Below are 17,703 nucleotides of genomic sequence, written 5' to 3'. Positions count from 1 at the left end.
CCGGCACCCCTTCTGCCGTCATTGCAGCATCAGGCGGTGCCGGCCGCGAAGTCTCATTTGACGAGGGCCTGGATCTTGGTCTTGGCTTCAGCCAGGAGGGACGCGCTGTCCCCTCCGGCCACTGCCTTCTGCAGCGTCGGTACCAGGACCGTGTCCACAATCTGCTGCCACTTCGCCGTTGCCGGGCGGGTCGCCGTGGCCTCGCCGTTGAGCGTCTCGATCAACGGCTTGAAGCTCTCATAACCGGGCTTGTCCTGGTACTTCTCGAAGGCCGAGATGCGGGCGGCGAGCCCCAGTTTGGACTCGATGCCCAGGTCGTTGTGGTCGTAGGCGCACTTGATGAACTTCTTGGCGGCGTCTGCGTTCTTCGTCGCCTTGGGGACGGAGAGGTACCACGGTCCCGGGACGCCGGCGACGCCGGCGGATCCGCCGATCATGGGAGCCGCGCCCACCTTGCCGTAGACAGCGGCGTCGGCGGGGATCTGGCGGTAGGCGTGGGCCCAGAACCTGGTCATCGCGGTCTTGCCCTGGTTGAAGAGGTTCTGCGCGGCAGCCCAGTCGACCTGTGCCGCTCCGGACGGCGCGGACTTAACAAGGCTCGTGTAAAAATCGAGGGCTTCCTTGTGGGCTGCGTTGTCGACCACGACGTTGTTCTGGTCGTCCAGGACCATCGGGGACCCGGCCTGGAGAACATGGGCCAGCCATTCGGTTTCGACGGCACCCTTCACGTCGGTGCCGTACATGCCATCCTTGGTGAAGAACTCGGAGATGTCCTGGTACTGCTTCCAGGTGGTGGGGGCTGCAAGTTCGTATCCGTACTTTGCCTTGAAGTCGGCCTTGTTTTTGGCGTCCTCGAAGAGGTCCTTGCGGTACAGGATGATTTCGGCATTGGTCCAGGCGGGCATGCCGATGAAGTGGCCATCAACGTTGGCTTCCTTGACCAGTGCGGGGAAGATGTCCTTCTTGGCCTCATCGGTGAAGAGCTCGTCGATGGGCTGGACCGCATCCTTGAAGCTGGGGAGCCAGACGGAGTCCAGAGCGGCGACATCGAAGGAGACAGTGCCGGAGGAAAATTCGCTGGAGAGCCTGTTGAACAAGCCGTCGTAGGGCAGTTCGACGAAGTTGACGTCGAGGCCGGTGTCCTTTTTGCAGGCCTCGGCAACGCCGGCGAGCTCGGCGTGCCCGCCGGCTTCGACAAGGACGTTGACGGAGCTTGCGGCGCTGCCGGACGACGCCGGACCCCCAGCGCCGCATGCGGTGGCCGTCAGGGCCACGGCCGTGCAAAGGCCGCCGATGGCGGCGAGCCTGGAGATGGTCTTTCGAGTGGACATCGCTGTCGACTTTCTCTCGGAACGGAATGGCAAGAATGTTTGTGGGGTGAAGAATCGTTTTGCCAAAACGACTTGGCAACACCCTAGGGGCGTCCGTTCAGGCGTGTCAAGCGTCACAATGCAAATTATTTGGGGCCTTGACGCATGGGCGGGCGCAGCCCTAGAGTCGACGTCGAAGGCAGAAGAAACGGTTTGGCATATTTTGGCCGATTTGGCAGGTTTTGGCATCCGCCGGGTCCATCCGTGACAACGGAACCGAAGCACCGACGGACATCTCCGCGTACGGCTGTATGTGGGGAGGCTGACTCACGGCCTCAGCCCGAGGCGCACATGGCAGTAAGGCCCAGTTGCAGCTCGGCACCGGCCGGGTCTGCACTGCGCCCAATTCCGTTGAATCGCGGCGTTACTCCTTGGGCATGACGATCCACAACGCGATGTAGACCAGCTCGCCTACACCGAACAGGCCGAACAGCACAAAGCCAATGCGGACGAGGGCTTTTGAAATACCGAACCGGGCTGCGAGGCCGGCGCAGACGCCAGCGATCATCTTGCCGTTCCTGGGCCGTACCAATGCTGCGCTCATGCGGCCACAGTACCAGCCGGCCTCAGGGTCCGGTCCAGAGTCCCTTGGCCCCCAGGCCAGGTGAAGACGGACTAGTCCTGGTGCAGCTGCACGTAGTTCCCGCAGCCGTCGTCCAGCACCACAGAAATCCCCGTGGGGCCCTCTGTCGGTTCGCCCTGGAAGATGACGCCGAGGGCTGCCAGCCGCTTATGCTCGGCCCGCACATCGGGGACTCCGAATACGATCGCCGGCAGCCCGGCGTCGTGGAGCCCGTTCATGTAGGTCGCTGCGATCGGATTGTCGCTGGGCTCGAGCAGGAGACCAACCGATCCCGAACTGCCCCCGGCGGAGCCGGGATCCTTCACGATGTACAGGTTGTATTCGGGCATGGCCATGAGCGTTTCAAAACCCAGCGTGTCCGTATAGAACTGGTGGGCAGCGGCCGGATCCTTGACGTGGATACTGCACATTTTTAGTCGCATGGTGCCTAGGCTACCGGTGCGCGGCCCGGCCGGGAACGGGGCTGGGAGGCCACCTTCTGCCAGGCCCCCGGGGTCGGCCCATTGACGCACCGGGGCGGGGGGATTCCAATTGAAGTAGCGGAAACAGCCCGCCCGGGCAGGTTCCGTTGGAGGTGGAACGGTGTCTGTCATCACGGAATCGGTCCCCATGGGGCCCTTACAGCTAGCGGTCTGTGCCGCCGTCGTGGTGTGCGGCGTGGCCGGCGCCGTCTATTCGGCGCGGTACCACGCCAGGCGCGATGCCGGGCAAATGACGGACGCCGTCTTCTGGGACGGCTTCGCCGGACTGGTGGTGGTGTTCCCGGCTGTCCTCATACCATTCCTGGCGTCGCCGTGGCTGGGCCTCGGCGCGGGATTCCTTGCCGCCGCCACCGCCGTGGCCGCATATGTGTGGAGTCCCCGCGTGATGGCACGGCAGGAAGCGCGGCTCCACGATGCGGCCGCACAGGCAGAGATTGCAGCCGCGGCCGCAAGGCACCGCACAGTGCTGAGCAGATGGCAGCGCTATGAGCTGGATCCCGCGTGCTGCATCGACTACCCCGACATGACAGATGTGCGCCGGCCGGAAACGGCGGCCCTGATAAAGGCCATGCGGGAGGCTGAACGGCTCCGGGCAGTCGAGCCCGCCAGCTACCTTCCGGCCGTCACCCGGCTCGAACATGCCCTGGGCCGCGCGGAAGCCGCAGCGGGCGTGCCCTCGCGTTAGGGTTCGCGGGCGCGCCCCCCGAATGGCACCGTGCCGTGGGCGTCGGCAGCCAGCGACGTTAACCGGTGTGTCGGAACCATTGGCAAGGCGGCAGGCGGCGGCGGTAGCATCCCATAATGGAGCCTTTAGCCACGGATACACGAGACCAGCACGGCAGGTTGCGATCTGACCGGGGAGTCTGGCGGCAGGCAACAACCCTCGAAGCCGCCGGAGAACTGACTGCGCGGTGGCTTGAATCCCACAGTGAGTACCAGCCTGGAACCTTTGCGCCCAGCATCGATGACGAGACGCGGCCCATCGCCGCCGAACTGGCGGAGATCAACAGGAACGGCCTCTTCACCAAGGAATCCCAGCCGGGCATGCGCGGCGATGCCGGCCATGCACAGAGGCAGTATGTAACCGGCTTCTGCAGCGCCGAGGCCGCAGCTGAACTCGTTGCCCTGTCCACCAGGTCCGAACTCATCACCATTGGCCACGCCCCCGGCGAGGTGAGCGCGGCCGCCGTCCCGGTGACGTTCGACGGCGGTGCAGTGGTCACCGTCCTCGGGTCCAGCGAAAACCCGGTGGACGAAGACGCACTCCGCGACTGGTCCGAGGAAACCAACGACGCACTGTCCCTGCTCCTCGCAGATTCCTGGTACGTGGAAGTCCTGGATCCGGTGTGGGGCCGGAACGACGTCCTGTTGCCGGAGGTGCTGGCGGCCCTCCGGCAACTGCAGTGAGGACTACAGGTCCACTGTGCCGCTTTCGCCAACGCTCATGCGGCTGTTCGTCACCTTCGACTTGACCCACTGAAGAACCGTGGCCGCCCGGCCGCCCGGGCTGGTCCAGTATTCAGCGGAGTCAGAATCAACGCGCAGCAGCACAACCTCAGGCGTGTCCGGGCCGTCCGGGAACCAGGCCTCGACCACCTGGTTCCACATGTCGTGGATCTTCTGCCTGTCGGTAACGATTTCCGCGGTGCCGGCCACGGATACCCATTCGGTGTTCTTGCCGAAGGACACGTTCACCCTCGGATCGGCGCGGACATGCGCCACCTGGGAAGTTTCCGATGACGTGAAGAACCACATGTCGCCGTCGTCCTTGACTTCCTGGACGGCCAGCGGCCGGCTCACCAGCGCGCCTTCTTCGTTGATGGTGGTCAGCATCCCGATGTGGGAATCGTTGATGATCTTCGTGACTTGGCCGATGTTCTCAGTGTCAGACATGCACTCACCTCGTTCGTGTCGAACGGGGAAGTTCCCCGCCAGCCCAGCCTATTAGTAAGTTTGCTTACTTTCAACGATGGTCCGGGGCTTCGGTACGCCAGTGGGCGGCGGCTCAGATTCCCCGCGCCAGCACCTGTCCCTTGAAGAACTCCGGGCGGAGCCTGGACATCACCAGCATCAGCACCACTCCCAGCAGGATCACGCCCATGCCCAGGATGAACACCAGGCCCACACCGCCCACGGAGGAGCCGGACCCGTAGGCAGGATCCATGGAGTCATAGGCGGTCTTGAAGAACATGACCAGCAGGATGACCCCGCCCAGGAGCGGCGCCAGGAATTTGAAGAAGAAAGCATGGACTCCACTGAAGGCCTGGGCGCGGAAGAACCAGACGCAGGCCAGGGCCGTGATGCCGTAGTAGAAGCAGATCATCATGCCCAGCGCGGTAATGGTGTCCCAAAGCGCGTTCTCGGAGGTGGTCCGGGTAATGACGTAGAACGCTGCAGCGGCGATGGCGGCGGCAATGGTCGCGTAGCTCGGGGACTTGTAGGTGGGGCTGATCCGCCCGAACTTGGCCGGGAGTGCCTTGTAGTGCCCCATGGAGAGAAGCGTCCGGGCGGGCGAGACAAACGTGGACTGCAGTGAGGCGGCTGAACTGCTCAGGATGGCCAGCGACATCAGGATGGCGAACGGACCCATGACCGGGCCGGCGAGGACGGCGAAGATGCTGCCCTGGTTATCGGGGTTGCCCGCGCCCAGGCCGGTGTCGCCGATGCCGGCGAATGCCAGGGTGGAGAGCGCCACAGTCATGTAGATGATCACGATGACCAGAACGGTGACGGTCGCGGCACGGCCAGGCGTCTTTTCCGGGTTCCGGGTTTCCTCGTTCATGGTGAGCGTGACGTCCCAGCCCCAGTAGATGAAAATCGACAGGGACACCCCGGCAGCGAAGGAAGAGAACGAGTCAACGGCGAACGGGTTGAACCAGTCGGGCGAGATGGCCGTGGCATCAAAAGCCGACCCGTTGGCAACATGGCTGAACGCAGCCACCGCGAACCAGCCGAGCACCAGGAGTTGGAACGCCACCAGCACATACTGGACACCCTTGGTGGTCTCCATGCCGCGGTAGGAAATCCAGCACGCCAGCGCAATGAACACCAGCGTTGTGGCGATATTGAGCGGCAGGTTCTTGCTCAGCTCGCCCAGTTCCGGATTGCTGAAGAGCTGGGCCAGCATGAGGTAGAAGAAATCGACGGCAACGGCGGCAAGGTTGGACAGCACGATAATGGTGGCCGCAATCAGCCCCCAGCCGCCCATCCAGCCAATCCACGGTCCGAATGCCCGCGATGCCCAGGTGAAGGACGTACCGGCGTCGGGCATGGCGTTGTTGAGTTCGCGGTAGCCGAACGCCACGAGCAGCATGGGGATGAATCCCACCAGGAAGATGGCCGGCAAGTGGACGCCGACCTCGGACACCGTTGGGCCGAGCGCTGCGGTGAGGGTGTAGGCCGGGGCGATGCAGGAGACGCCGATGACGACTGCGCCGATCAGCCCTACTGATCCGGCCTTCAGGCCTTTGGCACTAATGCCCTTGTGATCGGACTGCGATGTCGCGGACGTCGCGTGCTCTGTGGTCATGATGGTGCCTCTCCGGAGGTTTCATTCGACGTTGAATGGGTCTGGTGCTTGAGTGCGTAGTCGCTCGGCACCACGATCATGGGCACCGGCAGGGCGCGGAGGATGCGATGTGCGGTGGCACCCAGGAAGATGGACCGGCTCCTGGCCAGCCGGCTCGATCCGATCACCAGGACTTCGCCGTCCTCCCAGTCGAGACGGTCCACGGCCTCCTCGATACTCCTGCCCTGAGCCACCACGACGTCCGTCTTCGCGGCGAACCGGGAGCCCGCTTCGCCGCCGGGAAGAGCGGCCGACACTCGATTGCCGGCATGGTTGCGGGCCGCTTCCGCGACGTCCGGCGACGCGCCGTCGTCGAGGCTTAACCCGCCGTCGTCGAGGGCCAAAAGGGACACTACCCGCAACGGCACATCACGGTTTGACGCCATCGAAACGGCGTAGTCCAGCAGCTCGCCGGCGCCGGGGCGGGCGCCGAGTCCGCAACTGATCCGTGTCAGGGCTTCCCTGCGGTGGTATCCGTGGGGTGCCAGGGCCACCGGGACGGTGGCTGCGTGGAGCAGCGCACCGGCCACGGATCCGATCGTGAACCGCTTGAACAGCCCGTTGCTCGTGGCCCCGATGATCAGCATGTCCGCCTGGAATTCCTCGCACGCATCCATGAGGGTCTGCGCGTCCGACTCGCCGCTGCGAACGTGCCCTTCCGCCGGGACATCGGCCGGGACCAGCGCCAGCGCCTCGTCGAGCCACGTCCGGGCCTGCTCATGGAGCAGGTTTTCGAATCCGGCCTTCGGCGCGTGGGCCGCGCTGAACGGCGACACCTCGGGAATGGCCACCACAAGGTCCAGTGTGGCTCCACGGCCCCGGGCCAGTGACACGGCCAGATTTACGGCGTCATGGCCCCTGGCATTTGCTGAATACCCCACTACGTAGCGCATCTGGCCGTTCCTCTCTGAACTGTCGTTGGATTCCTACTGCGTGACCGAAGCCCGGTGGGCGACGGCGGCAACCCGTGCGGCGGTCATCTGACCCATCCGGATGGCACCGTCGACGTGCTGGTACCCTTCGGCCGCCAGGTCGGAGGAACTCCAGTAGATGGGGCCCACCGGCTGGTGCTGGTCCTTGCCGTACCGGTGCAGGCCACCGAGGTCGTAGCTGGAGGCATAGGCGCCGCGCGTCCATTCCTCAGCGCCCCAGTCGGACTCGTAGTACACCTCGGGCTCCAGCGCCTTGTCGCCCAGGAAGGCCGCGATGGATTCCAGAATGGTGCGCTTGCGCTCTTCGGCGCTCAGCTCAAAGACGGCGTCGGCTTTCTCGTCCGAGACGAAACCCACCAGGGTGCCTCGGGAATCCCCGTGGTTGGTGTTGTCGTACACTTCCTGCACCAGCGAGCCGGCGCTGAAGCAGGTGCCGGAGAGACCCTCCTCGCGCCAGAACGGGGTTTTGTAGACGGCGTGGACCTTGATGACCAGTCCCAGCGATTGGTGCTGGTGCATCTGGTGCTGGCGGCGGGGCAGCGGCGGGTTGAAGGAAACCCTCGAATACAGGTTGGGCGGCACCGCCATGATCACATAGCGGGCATTCACTGTGGCCCGTTCCGACACCACGGTGACGCGCGGGCCGCCGTCGCGCTCTTCCATCCAGTTAATGGTGCGCACCGGGCTGTTAAGAACGACGTCGTCACCCAGTTCGCGTGCATGCAGCAGCGAAACCTGCTGCATGCCTCCCACAACCCGCTTGTCCAGGATGAAGTCCTCATCCGTCAAGTGGCTGAAGGATCCGGCGGAGGCAGCCATCAGGACGGCCTGCAGTGCGGAGAACGCGTGGGCGGGCTTGGTCAGCATGCCGCCGGCGATGAACAGGCCGATGTTGTTGCAGGCCTCCTCATCCGGGGAGTTCTGGCGGAGCCAGTGATGGAAGGAGACGGTGTCCAGCTCGCGGGCCTTGGGGTGGGCCCAGGGCTCGGTGGGGCCGATTTCCGCCGCCAGCCCGTCCAGCAGGCCAATCAGCTTGTCCATTTCCGCGGCCGTGGTGTCGCTGACCGGGAAGGAGTCCCCGGTGTAGCGGGTCTTCCTGCCATCGGCGCCGATGTAGATCGACTCGCCGTCGCGGTAGCGGGAGTACGTTTCCAGGCCCAGCTCGTCCAGGAGTTCCAGCAGCACCGTCTGGTCCGGCGAGACCCACTGGCCACCGATTTCCAACATGGCGCCGTCAACGGTGTCCGTCCAGGTGCGGCCGCCCACCCGGTCGCGCGCTTCCAGCACGGCCACGCTGAGGCCTGCCTTTTTCAGTTGGCGGGCCGCGGTGAGTCCCGAGGGGCCAGCGCCTACGACGACGACGTCGCGGTCAAGTTCCAGCATGATGTCCTCTCTGTGGCCGCGGGAGTGATGCGTACCACTAAATGAATGCCATTCATTTAGGAAAACTATAGCGGTTCCGACGCCGTCGCGGAAGGGGTCAATGGAATAATGCTGGGGACCCCGCCAGCAGAAAGGCCGACGATGCCGGCAGCCGCCCGCCAGAACACCCAACCCTCCGCGGACTCGCGCGAAGCAGCGGCTCAGCCGAAGCGCCGCGCGGGCCGGCCGGCCTCGGCGGTGCTAGACCAGGCCGTGATCACCGCGGCAGCGTTGCGGCTGATCGAAAAGAGCGGCTATGCCGGGCTCACCATGGCCGCCCTGGCCCGCTCGCTGCACGTGGCGCCGTCGGCCCTCTACAACCACGTGACGTCCAAACGGGACGTCCTGGTTCTCGTGGAAGACCACCTGGCCGCACTGGTGGATGTGTCCGCTTTCGGCCGGGAAGACTGGGATGAAGCCCTGCGCCGATGGGCATGGAGCTACCGGGACGTTTTTTCCAAGCACACGCCGCTCATCCCGGTGATCGCGGTCCTGCCAGTCACGGACGCGCCCCAGACCCTGGCCATGTACGAGACGGTCAGCGAAGGGCTGCGGGAGGCCGGCTTCCCTGAGGAACGGATCATCTCCTCGATCGTGGCGCTCGAGTCCTTCATTTTCGGCTCGGCCTTCGACGTCACGGCTCCGGCGGACATCTTCGATCCGGGCAGCATGGCGGAATCCACGCCCAATTTCACGGCCGCGGTGCAGAGCCTCGCCGAACAAGGCCACGAAAAGCCCGCCGACATCGCCTTCAGCCTTGGCCTGGAGGCATTGATTTCGGGGCTCGGGGCGCTGCGGAACTAGGAATGTTCACTTTTGACCAGCTGGCAGGGTTCATTGCCGTCGCGGAAGAACTTCACTTCGGCCGGGCCGCAGAACGGCTCAACATGACCCAACCGCCCCTGAGCCGCCAGATCCAGAAGCTTGAAAAGACCGTGGGCGCGGAGCTGCTGGAACGCGACAACCGGAAGGTCCGCCTGACGGCCGCGGGCACGGCTTTCCTGGAAGAAGCCCGACGCCTCATGGCACTGGCCAATCGTGCGCCTCTCACGGCACAACGAATCGCCTCGGGCAGCTCCGGCCTGATACGGATCGGCTTCACGGCAGCCAGCGGCTTAAGCATTCTGGGCCCGCTGCTGGAGAAAATCTCGGCCGGGCTGCCCGGCGTGGACATCGACCTGCACGAACTCGTGACGGGCGAACAGATCGCCGGGCTGCAATCCGGTGAACTCGACATCGGCCTTGCCCGGCCTCCCATCAACGGGGACTTTTTTGATTCGTACCTGCTTCAGCGCGAGACGATGGTGCTTGCTGCGCCGTCCGGGCACCCCTTAACGGAACTCAACCGGCACGTCAGGGAAGACGACCTTAAGGACGTGCCCCTCATCATGCACTCACCCGGCGAGGCCAGCTATTTCTACGACCTTGCGGTCAGGATGCTCCAAATCCAGCACGCCAACGTGGTTCACACCGTCAGCCAGATTCTCACTATGGTCTCCCTGGTTGCGGCGAGGCGCGGAGTAGCCCTGGTCCCCCGATCCACTTCCCTGCTAGGCATTCAGGGCGTCGATTTCTTGCCGCTGGAAGGCAGCGCGCACTATCCGGTGGAGCTGCACGCAGTCTGGAACCGCAACATAACCAACCCCGCCCTGTCCCAAACCCTGAAAGTCCTGGGATACCGGGACGATTGAGTCCGGCTGCACCGGGACGCGTAGCTGGTAGGCGATACCGCGAGGGTATCAATGCATACAAAAATGAACTTAGACAGGCATCACATGGCTCCCTAGGCTGAAGGGGAAAACATCTGCTGCCGCACCGACGCGGCGCCGACATGGAGGACTCATCGTGGCCAAACATTCACCCCAGGAACTTGCCAGCGTTCTCAAAGACGGGTTGCTCTCCTTCCCGGTGACCTCGTTCGATTCGCAACTCCAGTTCGACGAGGAAAACTACCGGAAGCACCTCGCCTGGCAGGCCAGCTACCCGGTGGCCGGGCTCTTCGCCGCCGGGGGCACGGGCGAAGGCTTCTCCCTCACGCCGGCTGAATCCGCCCGCGTTGTGCGCGCCGCCGTCGAAGAAGTCGGCAGCACCGTTCCCGTTCTGGCATCCGCGGGCGGGTCCACGGCCCAGGCCATTGAAAACGCCCAGGCCGCAGAGGCCGCCGGCGCGGAAGGCATCCTGCTGCTGCCGCCGTACCTGACGGAAGCGGACCAGGGCGGCCTGATCGAGCACGTCAGCGCCGTTTGCAGTGCCACCTCGCTCGGCGTCATCATCTACAACCGCGCCAACGCGATCTACAAGGACACCACCGTGGCTGCCCTGGCGGACCGCCACGAAAGCCTGATCGGCTTCAAGGACGGCGTGGGCGACCTCGAACACGACGCCCGCGTCTACGCCAAGCTCGGTGACCGCCTGTTCTACCTTGGCGGCCTCCCGACGGCCGAGACCTTCGCCCTGCCGCTGCTGCAGCTGGGCATGAGCACCTACTCCAGCGCCATGTACAACTTCGTCCCGCAGTTTGCCCTGGACTTCTACCAGGACGTGCGCAACCACGACCGCGTGGCTGTAAACAAGAAGCTCAACGACTTCGTCATCCCGTACCTGGATATCCGCGACCGGGTCAAGGGATACTCCGTTTCCATAGTCAAGGGCGGACTGGATGCCATCGGGCGCTCCGCAGGCGGCGTCCGTCCCCCGCTGCAGAACCTGGCCCCGCAGGACCTGGCAGACCTCAAAGCGCTCATCGCCACCGTCTCCTGATCCACCGTCTCCTAGGAGTAACCACAATGACACTCACCGGACATTCCCTGATCGCCGGGCAGGCCGTCGCCGGCGAAGGCAAGACTGCCTTTGGCTTCAACCCCGCCAGCAACGAACAGCTTGAGCCCGCCTACACCCTGCTCACCGAGGACCAGCTCAAAGCCGCCACCGCCGCGGCCGGCGAAGCCTACCCCTCCTTCAGCACACTCGATCCCGAAACCCACGCGAGCTTCCTGGAAGCCATCGCGGACAACATCGAGGCCATCGGCGACGACCTGATCGTCCGCGCCGGACAGGAGACCGGACTGCCCGCAGCCCGACTACAAGGTGAACGTGCCCGCACCACGGGGCAGCTCCGGCTGTTCGCGAACGTTGTCCGCCAGGGCGATTTCCGCGGCGTCCGCATCGACCCGGCCCTGCCGGAACGCACGCCGCTCCCCCGCGCCGACATCCGCCAGCGCCAGATCCCGCTGGGACCCGTGGCGGTGTTCGGTGCCAGCAACTTCCCGCTGGCCTTCTCGACGGCGGGCGGAGACACCGCTTCGGCCCTCGCCGCCGGCTGTCCCGTAGTCTTCAAAGCCCACAACGCCCACCCCGGCACGGGCGAACTTGTCGGCCAGGCCATCGTCAAAGCCGTCCGCGATTCCGGGCTCCACCCTGGCGTGTTCTCGCTGATCTACGGCCCCGGCAGCAGCATCGGCCAGGCCCTTGTGGCGGACCCGGCCATCAAGGCTGTGGGCTTCACCGGCTCGCAGAGCGCCGGCATTGCGCTGATGCGCACCGCAGCAGCCCGCCCGGAGCCCATCCCGGTCTACGCGGAAATGTCCTCGCTCAACCCGGTCTTCGTGTTCCCCGGCGCCCTCACCGGCTCCGCCGAGCAGATCGACGCACTGGCGCAGCAGTACGTCACCGCCGTCACCGGCAGCTCCGGACAGCTCTGCACCTCCCCCGGCCTGCTGTTCGCCCCCGCAGGTGAGCTGGGCGACAAACTGGCTGCCGCCGTCGGACGCGCAGTATCCGCCTGCGCCGGCCAGACCATGCTGACCGCCGGCATCGCCGGTTCGTGGAACAGCGGGGCCGAGACGCTCGGCTCAGCCGACAACGTGACCGTCGTCGGCCAGGGAACCGCCGGACCCACCGAAAACGCACCGGCCCCCACCATCTTCGGGACCGACATCGCCGACTTCGTCAGCAACCATGTCCTGCACGCCGAGATCTTCGGCGCGGCCAGCCTGGTGATCCGCTACTCCACCGCCGGGGAACTGATCGAGGCCACCAACCGGCTCGAGGGGCAACTCACCGCATCCCTGCAGCTCACCGAAGAGGACTACCCGACGGCGGCGCAACTGCTGCCCGCCCTGGAACAGAAGGTGGGGCGGATCATCGTCAACGGTTGGCCCACCGGCGTCGAAGTGGGTCACGCCATGGTCCATGGCGGCCCCTTCCCGGCGACGTCGGACACGCGGACGACGTCGGTCGGCACCCTGGCGATCAACCGATTCCTCCGGCCGGTCGCCTACCAGAACCTGCCCCAGGAACTGCTCCCGGCTCCGCTGCAGGACGCCAACCCGTGGCACCTGAACCGCCGGATCGACGGCACGGTCGAAGCCGCAGCCGACGCAGAAGATAAGGTCAACGCATGAGCACCCAGCCCACCATCGCCAAGGTTGAGGTAGTTCCCGTCGCGGGGTACGACAGCATGCTGATGAACCTCAGCGGCGCACACGGACCGTTCTTTACGGACTGGCGCGAAATGGCCCACGCGATCCGCAGCAACGCCGTCGATATTCCGCTGGCAGACCCGCATTTCTGGACCATGCACGGCTCCGTCCGGGTGGCGCAGCTTTGCCATGAATTCGGGCTCACCTGGGGATCGCACTCCAACAACCACTTCGATATTTCGCTGGCGATGTTCACGCACACCGGTGCAGCAGCCCCCGGCGAGATCACCGCGCTGGACACCCACTGGATCTGGCAGGACGGCCAGGGGCTCACCAAGGACCCGCTGCAGATCAAGGGCGGCGCCATCGAGGTCCCGGACGCGCCCGGCCTGGGCATCGAACTGGACCGGGACGCTCTGGACAAGGCACACCAGTTGTACCTGGAGCACGGGCTGGATGCCCGGGACGACAGCATCGGGATGCAGTATTACGTCGACGGCTGGTCCTTCGACCCGAAGCGCCCGTGCCTGGTGCGCTAGGCGTCCTGCGAAGGAACTGAAGCTTCCGCACGGCCGGCCCTCCTGATGCAACAGGAAGACGGCCGAGCGGGACCCAAGACATACAGATAGATAGAAGGGCGCACTTTTGGGCGGGGTTGTCTCCGGAATACTCATCGTCTCCGCTGTGATTGCCGTGGGCTATTTCGCCGCCCGCTTCCGGATTTTGGGACCGGAAGTCCAAGGCGCGCTGACCCGAACCGCCTATTACGTCACCAACCCGGCGCTCCTGTTCACCGTGGTGGCCGGCAGCGATATCCGGGCGGCCCTCGGAACGGACGCCCCGCTGGCGCTGCTTTCGGCAGCGATCGTGGGGCTTCTTTACTGCCTGGCCAGTTTCCTGTTTTTCCGGCGGCCGGCAGCCGAGACCGCCGTGGGCGCCATGGCCAGCAGCTACGCCAACGCGAACAACATCGGCATTCCTGTTTCCTTGTATGCAGTGGGCACGGCGCAGCATGTGGCCCCCGTGCTGCTGGTGCAGATCCTGGTGATGGCGCCTTTCTACCTCACGGTCCTGGGCCTGGTGTCAGGCTCCAAGATCTCCTGGAAGAAGCTGCTCCTCCAGCCTTTCGCCAACCCTATGATCATCGCCTCCGCGCTGGGCGTCGTCGTGGCACTGACGGGCTGGAGCGCCCCGGACCTGCTACAGAAACCCATCGACATGCTGGCCGGCGGCGCCGTGCCCATGGTACTGCTGGCCTTCGGGCTGTCCCTCGCCGGCCGGGCCCCGCTGCGGAAGGATGACGGCCGGGTTGAAACGCTCGTGGCAACGTTCCTGAAGATTGCCGGGATGCCGGTGGTTGTCTGGGTCCTTGGCCGGTGGTCTTCGGACTGGAAGGGCAGCATCTGCTGGCCAGCGTCATCATGGCCGCCCTCCCCACCGCCCAGAATGTTTTCCTCTTCGCGTCGCCGTACGGCCGCGGCATGACCGTGGCCCGCGACGTCATTCTCTGCACTACTGTGCTGAGCGTCGGGGCGCTGCTCGTGGTGGCGTTGCTGGTGCATTAGGGCCGGGGGCCGGATTAGTGCCAACGGTGCGGGGGCTGCGGGCCCCAATCCTGGCGCACCCTGTCGTAGTCCGGAATTAGCGCCAAGGAGGAGGATTCTTTGCAATGATCTCCGGGGTGAGGATCATCCCGGAGAAATCAGCGCGTGCCTGTGCCAGTGTTTCCGGCTCGGGGTCGATATTGGCATACCAGAGCTGCAGATCTTTGGCCTCCACCAGATGCTTGCCCCCACCAAGGCCGGTGATGTTCCAGTCGGAGAGGTCGTTGGCTTGTTCCAAGTGGGCGTCGGTGAGGAGCTGGATTCCGTGGGCGTCGGGGATGTACTGCCGGTTTAGGTGCCTGTTGTAGCGGACGTGATACTCCTTGACGTGGGGAAGAGCCGGCCTGGCACCGGCGAGGTCACCCCAGGAGATGGTGAGCGCTTTGCTGTGCCGTACGAATGCCAGATCGGTGTCGCTTGGGAACGCGGTCATGGCCCGGGTGACCTGAGCCAAGCGCTCCTGCCAGGACATCGTGTCGTCCATAACCCCGTAACAGGTCCGTCCCAGGGGGCTCATCGAAGCCCACGTGAAGCGGCGCGGCTCGGACCGCAGGTAGGTCACGCCGGCCATGCCGAATTTCTCGACCCCGGCCGCCATCGCGGCCCCAACGTCAGGGTTCTTGGAGCGGATCTGGTGAATATTGCGGTAGACATCGGCTCCCTCGAAGCGGCCCCACGACGTAGCAGCGTCGGCGATCTGTGCTGTTAGGGCCTTCGGGACGTGCCAGGCGCGGCGCTGCTCGTCTTCGTCCAGCAGGGCCAAGTCCTTGGTCTGGTAGGACACGTACGCGGTCAGCTGCTGCGGGACCTGTCCGCTGCTCAACCATTCCGGGAAAAACGCCTCCGGCGCGGCGGTGACCCTCCCGGATTTCCCGAGGGTCTCCAAATGTTGGGCGAAAGCAGCGAACCAGGCGCGCACCCCTTCCTCGGTCCCGGCCCTGCTCATCAGCGCCACCGGACCGGCGTCCGAATCCGAGACCCCTGCTGTGAACACGTCATGGCCCCAGCCGGCGTCATCGACGGCCTGGTTCGCCATCTGGACGGCAGCCTCAACTGCCTCAAAGGCATCCTTCGAGCCACGGGGCCGGAACTGCAGCCACAGTTCTTCGTATTGGGCCTTCCGCCACGCCTTTGACAGGGCAGTCCAGACAATCTCGACTTCGGCTCCCGGCATCTGATTCCCCAATTCGCAGTTTTTCCACAAGTCTCCGGCGAACCTACCTGATTCCATTGCCAAAAGGGGCGCTTGCGATCAATAACTTGTCTCGTAACCCCATCCGAGACTCGTGACTGCATATCTGCCAATGAGCTGGCCCATCAGCCGTCGCAATCCCAGCCCCACGTCGCGGCCGAACGCCGCCGACCGCTACTACGGTAGTCCACTACTTGTAATACAAGTTTATAACTTGTAGCATAAGAACTACGGGCGATGATGCCCCTTCCGATTCCGAGGAGCACCCATGAGCACCGTTGACCTCATTCGCCATGTGAAACTTTCCACAGCGAGGCTTCCCCTCGCCGTGCCGATCAGTGATGCCAAGGTATTCACCGGCCGCCAGAAGCCCATGACCGAAGTGGTGTTCCTGTTCGCTGAAATCACCACCGAACAGGGCCACAGCGGCATCGGCTTCAGCTACTCCAAGCGCGCCGGCGGACCGGCCCAGTACGCGCATGCTAAAGAGGTGGCCGAAGGAATCATCGGCGAGGACCCAAACGACATCGGCAAGATCTACACGAAGCTGCTCTGGGCCGGCGCCTCCGTGGGCCGCTCGGGCGTGGCCACTCAGGCGCTGGCCGCCATCGACATCGCCCTCTACGACCTCAAGGCAAAGCGCGCCGGGCTTCCCCTGGCCAAGCTCCTGGGCTCCTATCGCGACTCGGTCCAGACGTACAACACGTCCGGTGGCTTCCTGAATGCCTCCCTGGATGAGGTCAAGGCCCGCGCCACCCAGTCCATCGACGACGGAATCGGCGGCATCAAGATCAAGGTTGGCCTCCCCGACAGCAAGGAGGACCTGCGCCGCGTGGCCGGAATCCGCGAACACATCGGTTGGGACGTGCCGCTCATGGTGGACGCCAACCAGCAGTGGGACCGCGCCACTGCCCTGCGGATGGGCCGGCAGCTCGAGGAATTCAACCTCATCTGGATTGAAGAGCCGCTGGATGCCTACGACTTCGAGGGCCATGCCCACCTGGCCAGCGTCCTGGACACCCCCATCGCCACCGGTGAGATGCTGGCCTCCGTGGCGGAGCACAAGGGCCTGATCGACGCCAGCGGCTGCGACATCATCCAGCCTGATGCGCCGCGCGTCGGCGGCATCACCCAGTTCCTGCGCCTGGCTGCCCTGGCGGACGAGCGGGGCCTGGGCCTCGCACCGCACTTCGCCATGGAAATCCACCTCCATCTCGCGGCCGCCTACCCCCGCGAACCGTGGGTGGAGCACTTCGACTGGCTCGACCCGCTGTTCAATGAGCGCCTCGAAACCAAGAACGGCCGCATGCTGGTTCCGGACCGCCCGGGCCTCGGCGTGTCCCTCAGCGACCAGTCCCGCGCCTGGACCACCGAGTCCGTGGAGTTCGGCGCGTAACCTTGAACCCATGAGCCGGAACCTGACCGCGGACCTCGCCGCCGACCTTCGCACGCGCATCGTTGACGGCGTGATCCAGCCCGGCGACAAGCTGCCCAGCGAAAACACGTTGATCGGCGAGTTCGGCGTCAGCCGCACCGTGGTCAGGGCGGCCCTGACCCGGCTGCAGGCAGAGGGACTGGTGGAAACGGAACGGGGTCGGGGAAGCTTCGCGCTGACCCCGCCCCCGCACGGCGATCCCCATGCCCCAGGCGGCCGGCCGGTGACCAGTCTGGAGGACCGGCTCCACCTGCTCGAGTTCCGGGTGGGCGTAGAAGCGGAGGCTGCAGCCTTGGCCGCCCGCAACCGGACGGACCGGCAACTGAGGGCCGTGCAGAAAGCTCTGGAAGACTTCACATCCAGCAGCGGCCACCCGGCGCATGCGATGAAGTCCGACTTCGAATTCCACAAGGCCATCGCCGCCGCGTCGGGAAACCCTTTCTACTCGGATTGCCTGGCGTCGCTGGGCCAGACCATGATCGCCATGCCCCGCACCCGGCTGATGACCGGCGACGAACACTATGCCCGCGAACACTTCGATCAAGTGGTCCACGAACACGAGTCGATCTACGCGGCCATCGCGGAGGGCGACGTTCCGTCGTCATCGGCTGCCATGCGCAGCCACCTGGCCAACTCGAGGCGGCGGCTCCGGGCCGGGCGGTAGCACTTCCGGCCTCCCGGTCGCGCGCCGTGC

General features: G+C 65.0%; 17 protein-coding genes and 1 pseudogene. 10 read left to right on the top strand and 8 right to left on the bottom strand.

What is annotated here, in order from left to right:
* Positions 1-53: 53 nt before the first annotated feature.
* The 3 genes from ARTH_RS00265 to ARTH_RS00255 all read right to left on the bottom strand — a co-directional run bounded on the left by ARTH_RS00265 (position 54) and on the right by ARTH_RS00255 (position 2,375).
* Positions 54-1,331 carry an ABC transporter substrate-binding protein gene (locus ARTH_RS00265; RefSeq protein ID WP_043429182.1) on the bottom strand — a complete coding sequence of 426 codons (1,278 nt, stop codon included), beginning with the start codon at positions 1,329-1,331 and terminating at the stop codon, positions 54-56.
* 403 nt (positions 1,332-1,734) lie between these two features.
* Positions 1,735-1,914 carry a PspC domain-containing protein gene (locus ARTH_RS00260; RefSeq protein WP_011689918.1) on the bottom strand — a complete coding sequence of 60 codons (180 nt, stop codon included), beginning with the start codon at positions 1,912-1,914 and terminating at the stop codon, positions 1,735-1,737.
* Between the two features lie 71 nt (positions 1,915-1,985).
* Positions 1,986-2,375: a VOC family protein gene (locus tag ARTH_RS00255; RefSeq protein WP_011689917.1), complete on the bottom strand. Its 390-nt coding sequence runs from the start codon at positions 2,373-2,375 to the stop codon at positions 1,986-1,988.
* Positions 2,376-2,535: 160 nt separating this feature from the next.
* Between ARTH_RS00255 and ARTH_RS00250 the strand changes: the two genes are divergently transcribed.
* Both ARTH_RS00250 and ARTH_RS00245 read left to right on the top strand, forming a co-directional pair.
* Positions 2,536-3,120, top strand: coding sequence for a hypothetical protein (locus tag ARTH_RS00250; RefSeq protein ID WP_011689916.1), 585 nt, complete (start codon positions 2,536-2,538; stop codon positions 3,118-3,120).
* A 116-nt stretch (positions 3,121-3,236) separates the two neighbouring features.
* On the top strand, positions 3,237-3,842 hold the full coding sequence (locus ARTH_RS00245; RefSeq protein WP_011689915.1) for a DUF6919 domain-containing protein: 606 nt from the start codon (positions 3,237-3,239) through the stop codon (positions 3,840-3,842).
* Between the two features lie 3 nt (positions 3,843-3,845).
* On the opposite strand, the gene ARTH_RS00240 is transcribed toward ARTH_RS00245, so the two are convergent.
* From ARTH_RS00240 to ARTH_RS00225, 4 genes are all read right to left on the bottom strand, one after another.
* On the bottom strand, positions 3,846-4,328 hold the full coding sequence (locus tag ARTH_RS00240; RefSeq protein ID WP_011689914.1) for a pyridoxamine 5'-phosphate oxidase family protein: 483 nt from the start codon (positions 4,326-4,328) through the stop codon (positions 3,846-3,848).
* A gap of 112 nt (positions 4,329-4,440) precedes the next feature.
* A complete protein-coding gene (locus tag ARTH_RS00235) occupies positions 4,441-5,964 on the bottom strand; it encodes an APC family permease (protein ID WP_011689913.1) in 1,524 nt (507 codons plus the stop codon).
* Positions 5,961-6,896, bottom strand: coding sequence for a universal stress protein (locus tag ARTH_RS00230; RefSeq protein ID WP_011689912.1), 936 nt, complete (start codon positions 6,894-6,896; stop codon positions 5,961-5,963). Before ARTH_RS00230 ends, ARTH_RS00235 begins: the two co-directional genes overlap by 4 nt.
* Before the next feature lie 33 nt (positions 6,897-6,929).
* Positions 6,930-8,318 carry a flavin monoamine oxidase family protein gene (locus tag ARTH_RS00225; RefSeq protein WP_011689911.1) on the bottom strand — a complete coding sequence of 463 codons (1,389 nt, stop codon included), beginning with the start codon at positions 8,316-8,318 and terminating at the stop codon, positions 6,930-6,932.
* Positions 8,319-8,459: 141 nt separating this feature from the next.
* Here ARTH_RS00225 and ARTH_RS00220 point away from each other — a divergent pair, with 141 nt between their 5' ends.
* The 6 genes and pseudogenes from ARTH_RS00220 to ARTH_RS00195 all read left to right on the top strand — a co-directional run bounded on the left by ARTH_RS00220 (position 8,460) and on the right by ARTH_RS00195 (position 14,263).
* Positions 8,460-9,161 (top strand): TetR/AcrR family transcriptional regulator, encoded by a 702-nt coding sequence (locus ARTH_RS00220; RefSeq protein ID WP_011689910.1) that lies wholly within the window; start codon positions 8,460-8,462, stop codon positions 9,159-9,161.
* Between the two features lie 2 nt (positions 9,162-9,163).
* Positions 9,164-10,048, top strand: coding sequence for a LysR family transcriptional regulator (locus ARTH_RS00215; protein WP_011689909.1), 885 nt, complete (start codon positions 9,164-9,166; stop codon positions 10,046-10,048).
* 154 nt (positions 10,049-10,202) lie between these two features.
* A complete protein-coding gene (kdgD, locus tag ARTH_RS00210; RefSeq protein WP_011689908.1) occupies positions 10,203-11,117 on the top strand; it encodes a 5-dehydro-4-deoxyglucarate dehydratase in 915 nt (304 codons plus the stop codon).
* A 26-nt stretch (positions 11,118-11,143) separates the two neighbouring features.
* The gene (locus tag ARTH_RS00205; RefSeq protein ID WP_011689907.1) at positions 11,144-12,760 is read left to right on the top strand and encodes an aldehyde dehydrogenase (NADP(+)); all 1,617 of its coding nucleotides are present in this window, start codon (positions 11,144-11,146) and stop codon (positions 12,758-12,760) included.
* 95 nt (positions 12,761-12,855) lie between these two features.
* Positions 12,856-13,317, top strand: a pseudogene (locus ARTH_RS00200) (enolase C-terminal domain-like protein); the annotation flags it as partial.
* Between the two features lie 106 nt (positions 13,318-13,423).
* On the top strand, positions 13,424-14,263 hold the full coding sequence (locus ARTH_RS00195; protein WP_011689905.1) for an AEC family transporter: 840 nt from the start codon (positions 13,424-13,426) through the stop codon (positions 14,261-14,263).
* Between the two features lie 156 nt (positions 14,264-14,419).
* Here the strand turns inward: ARTH_RS00195 and ARTH_RS00190 are convergent, their stop codons facing one another.
* Positions 14,420-15,556, bottom strand: coding sequence for a hypothetical protein (locus tag ARTH_RS00190; RefSeq protein ID WP_011689904.1), 1,137 nt, complete (start codon positions 15,554-15,556; stop codon positions 14,420-14,422).
* Between the two features lie 286 nt (positions 15,557-15,842).
* On the opposite strand from ARTH_RS00190, the gene ARTH_RS00185 reads away from it, so the two are divergent.
* Complete coding sequence (locus ARTH_RS00185; protein ID WP_011689903.1) at positions 15,843-16,970, top strand: L-talarate/galactarate dehydratase; 1,128 nt, start codon at positions 15,843-15,845, stop codon at positions 16,968-16,970.
* Positions 16,971-16,980: 10 nt separating this feature from the next.
* A complete protein-coding gene (locus ARTH_RS00180) occupies positions 16,981-17,673 on the top strand; it encodes a FadR/GntR family transcriptional regulator (RefSeq protein WP_011689902.1) in 693 nt (230 codons plus the stop codon).
* The last annotated feature ends 30 nt before the right edge of the window (positions 17,674-17,703 follow it).

It is taken from the genome of Arthrobacter sp. FB24 (assembly GCF_000196235.1).
Taxonomy (GTDB): domain Bacteria; phylum Actinomycetota; class Actinomycetes; order Actinomycetales; family Micrococcaceae; genus Arthrobacter.
The sequence above is the reverse complement of the archived record's forward strand: the minus strand, read 5'-3'. Positions and strand labels throughout refer to the sequence as shown.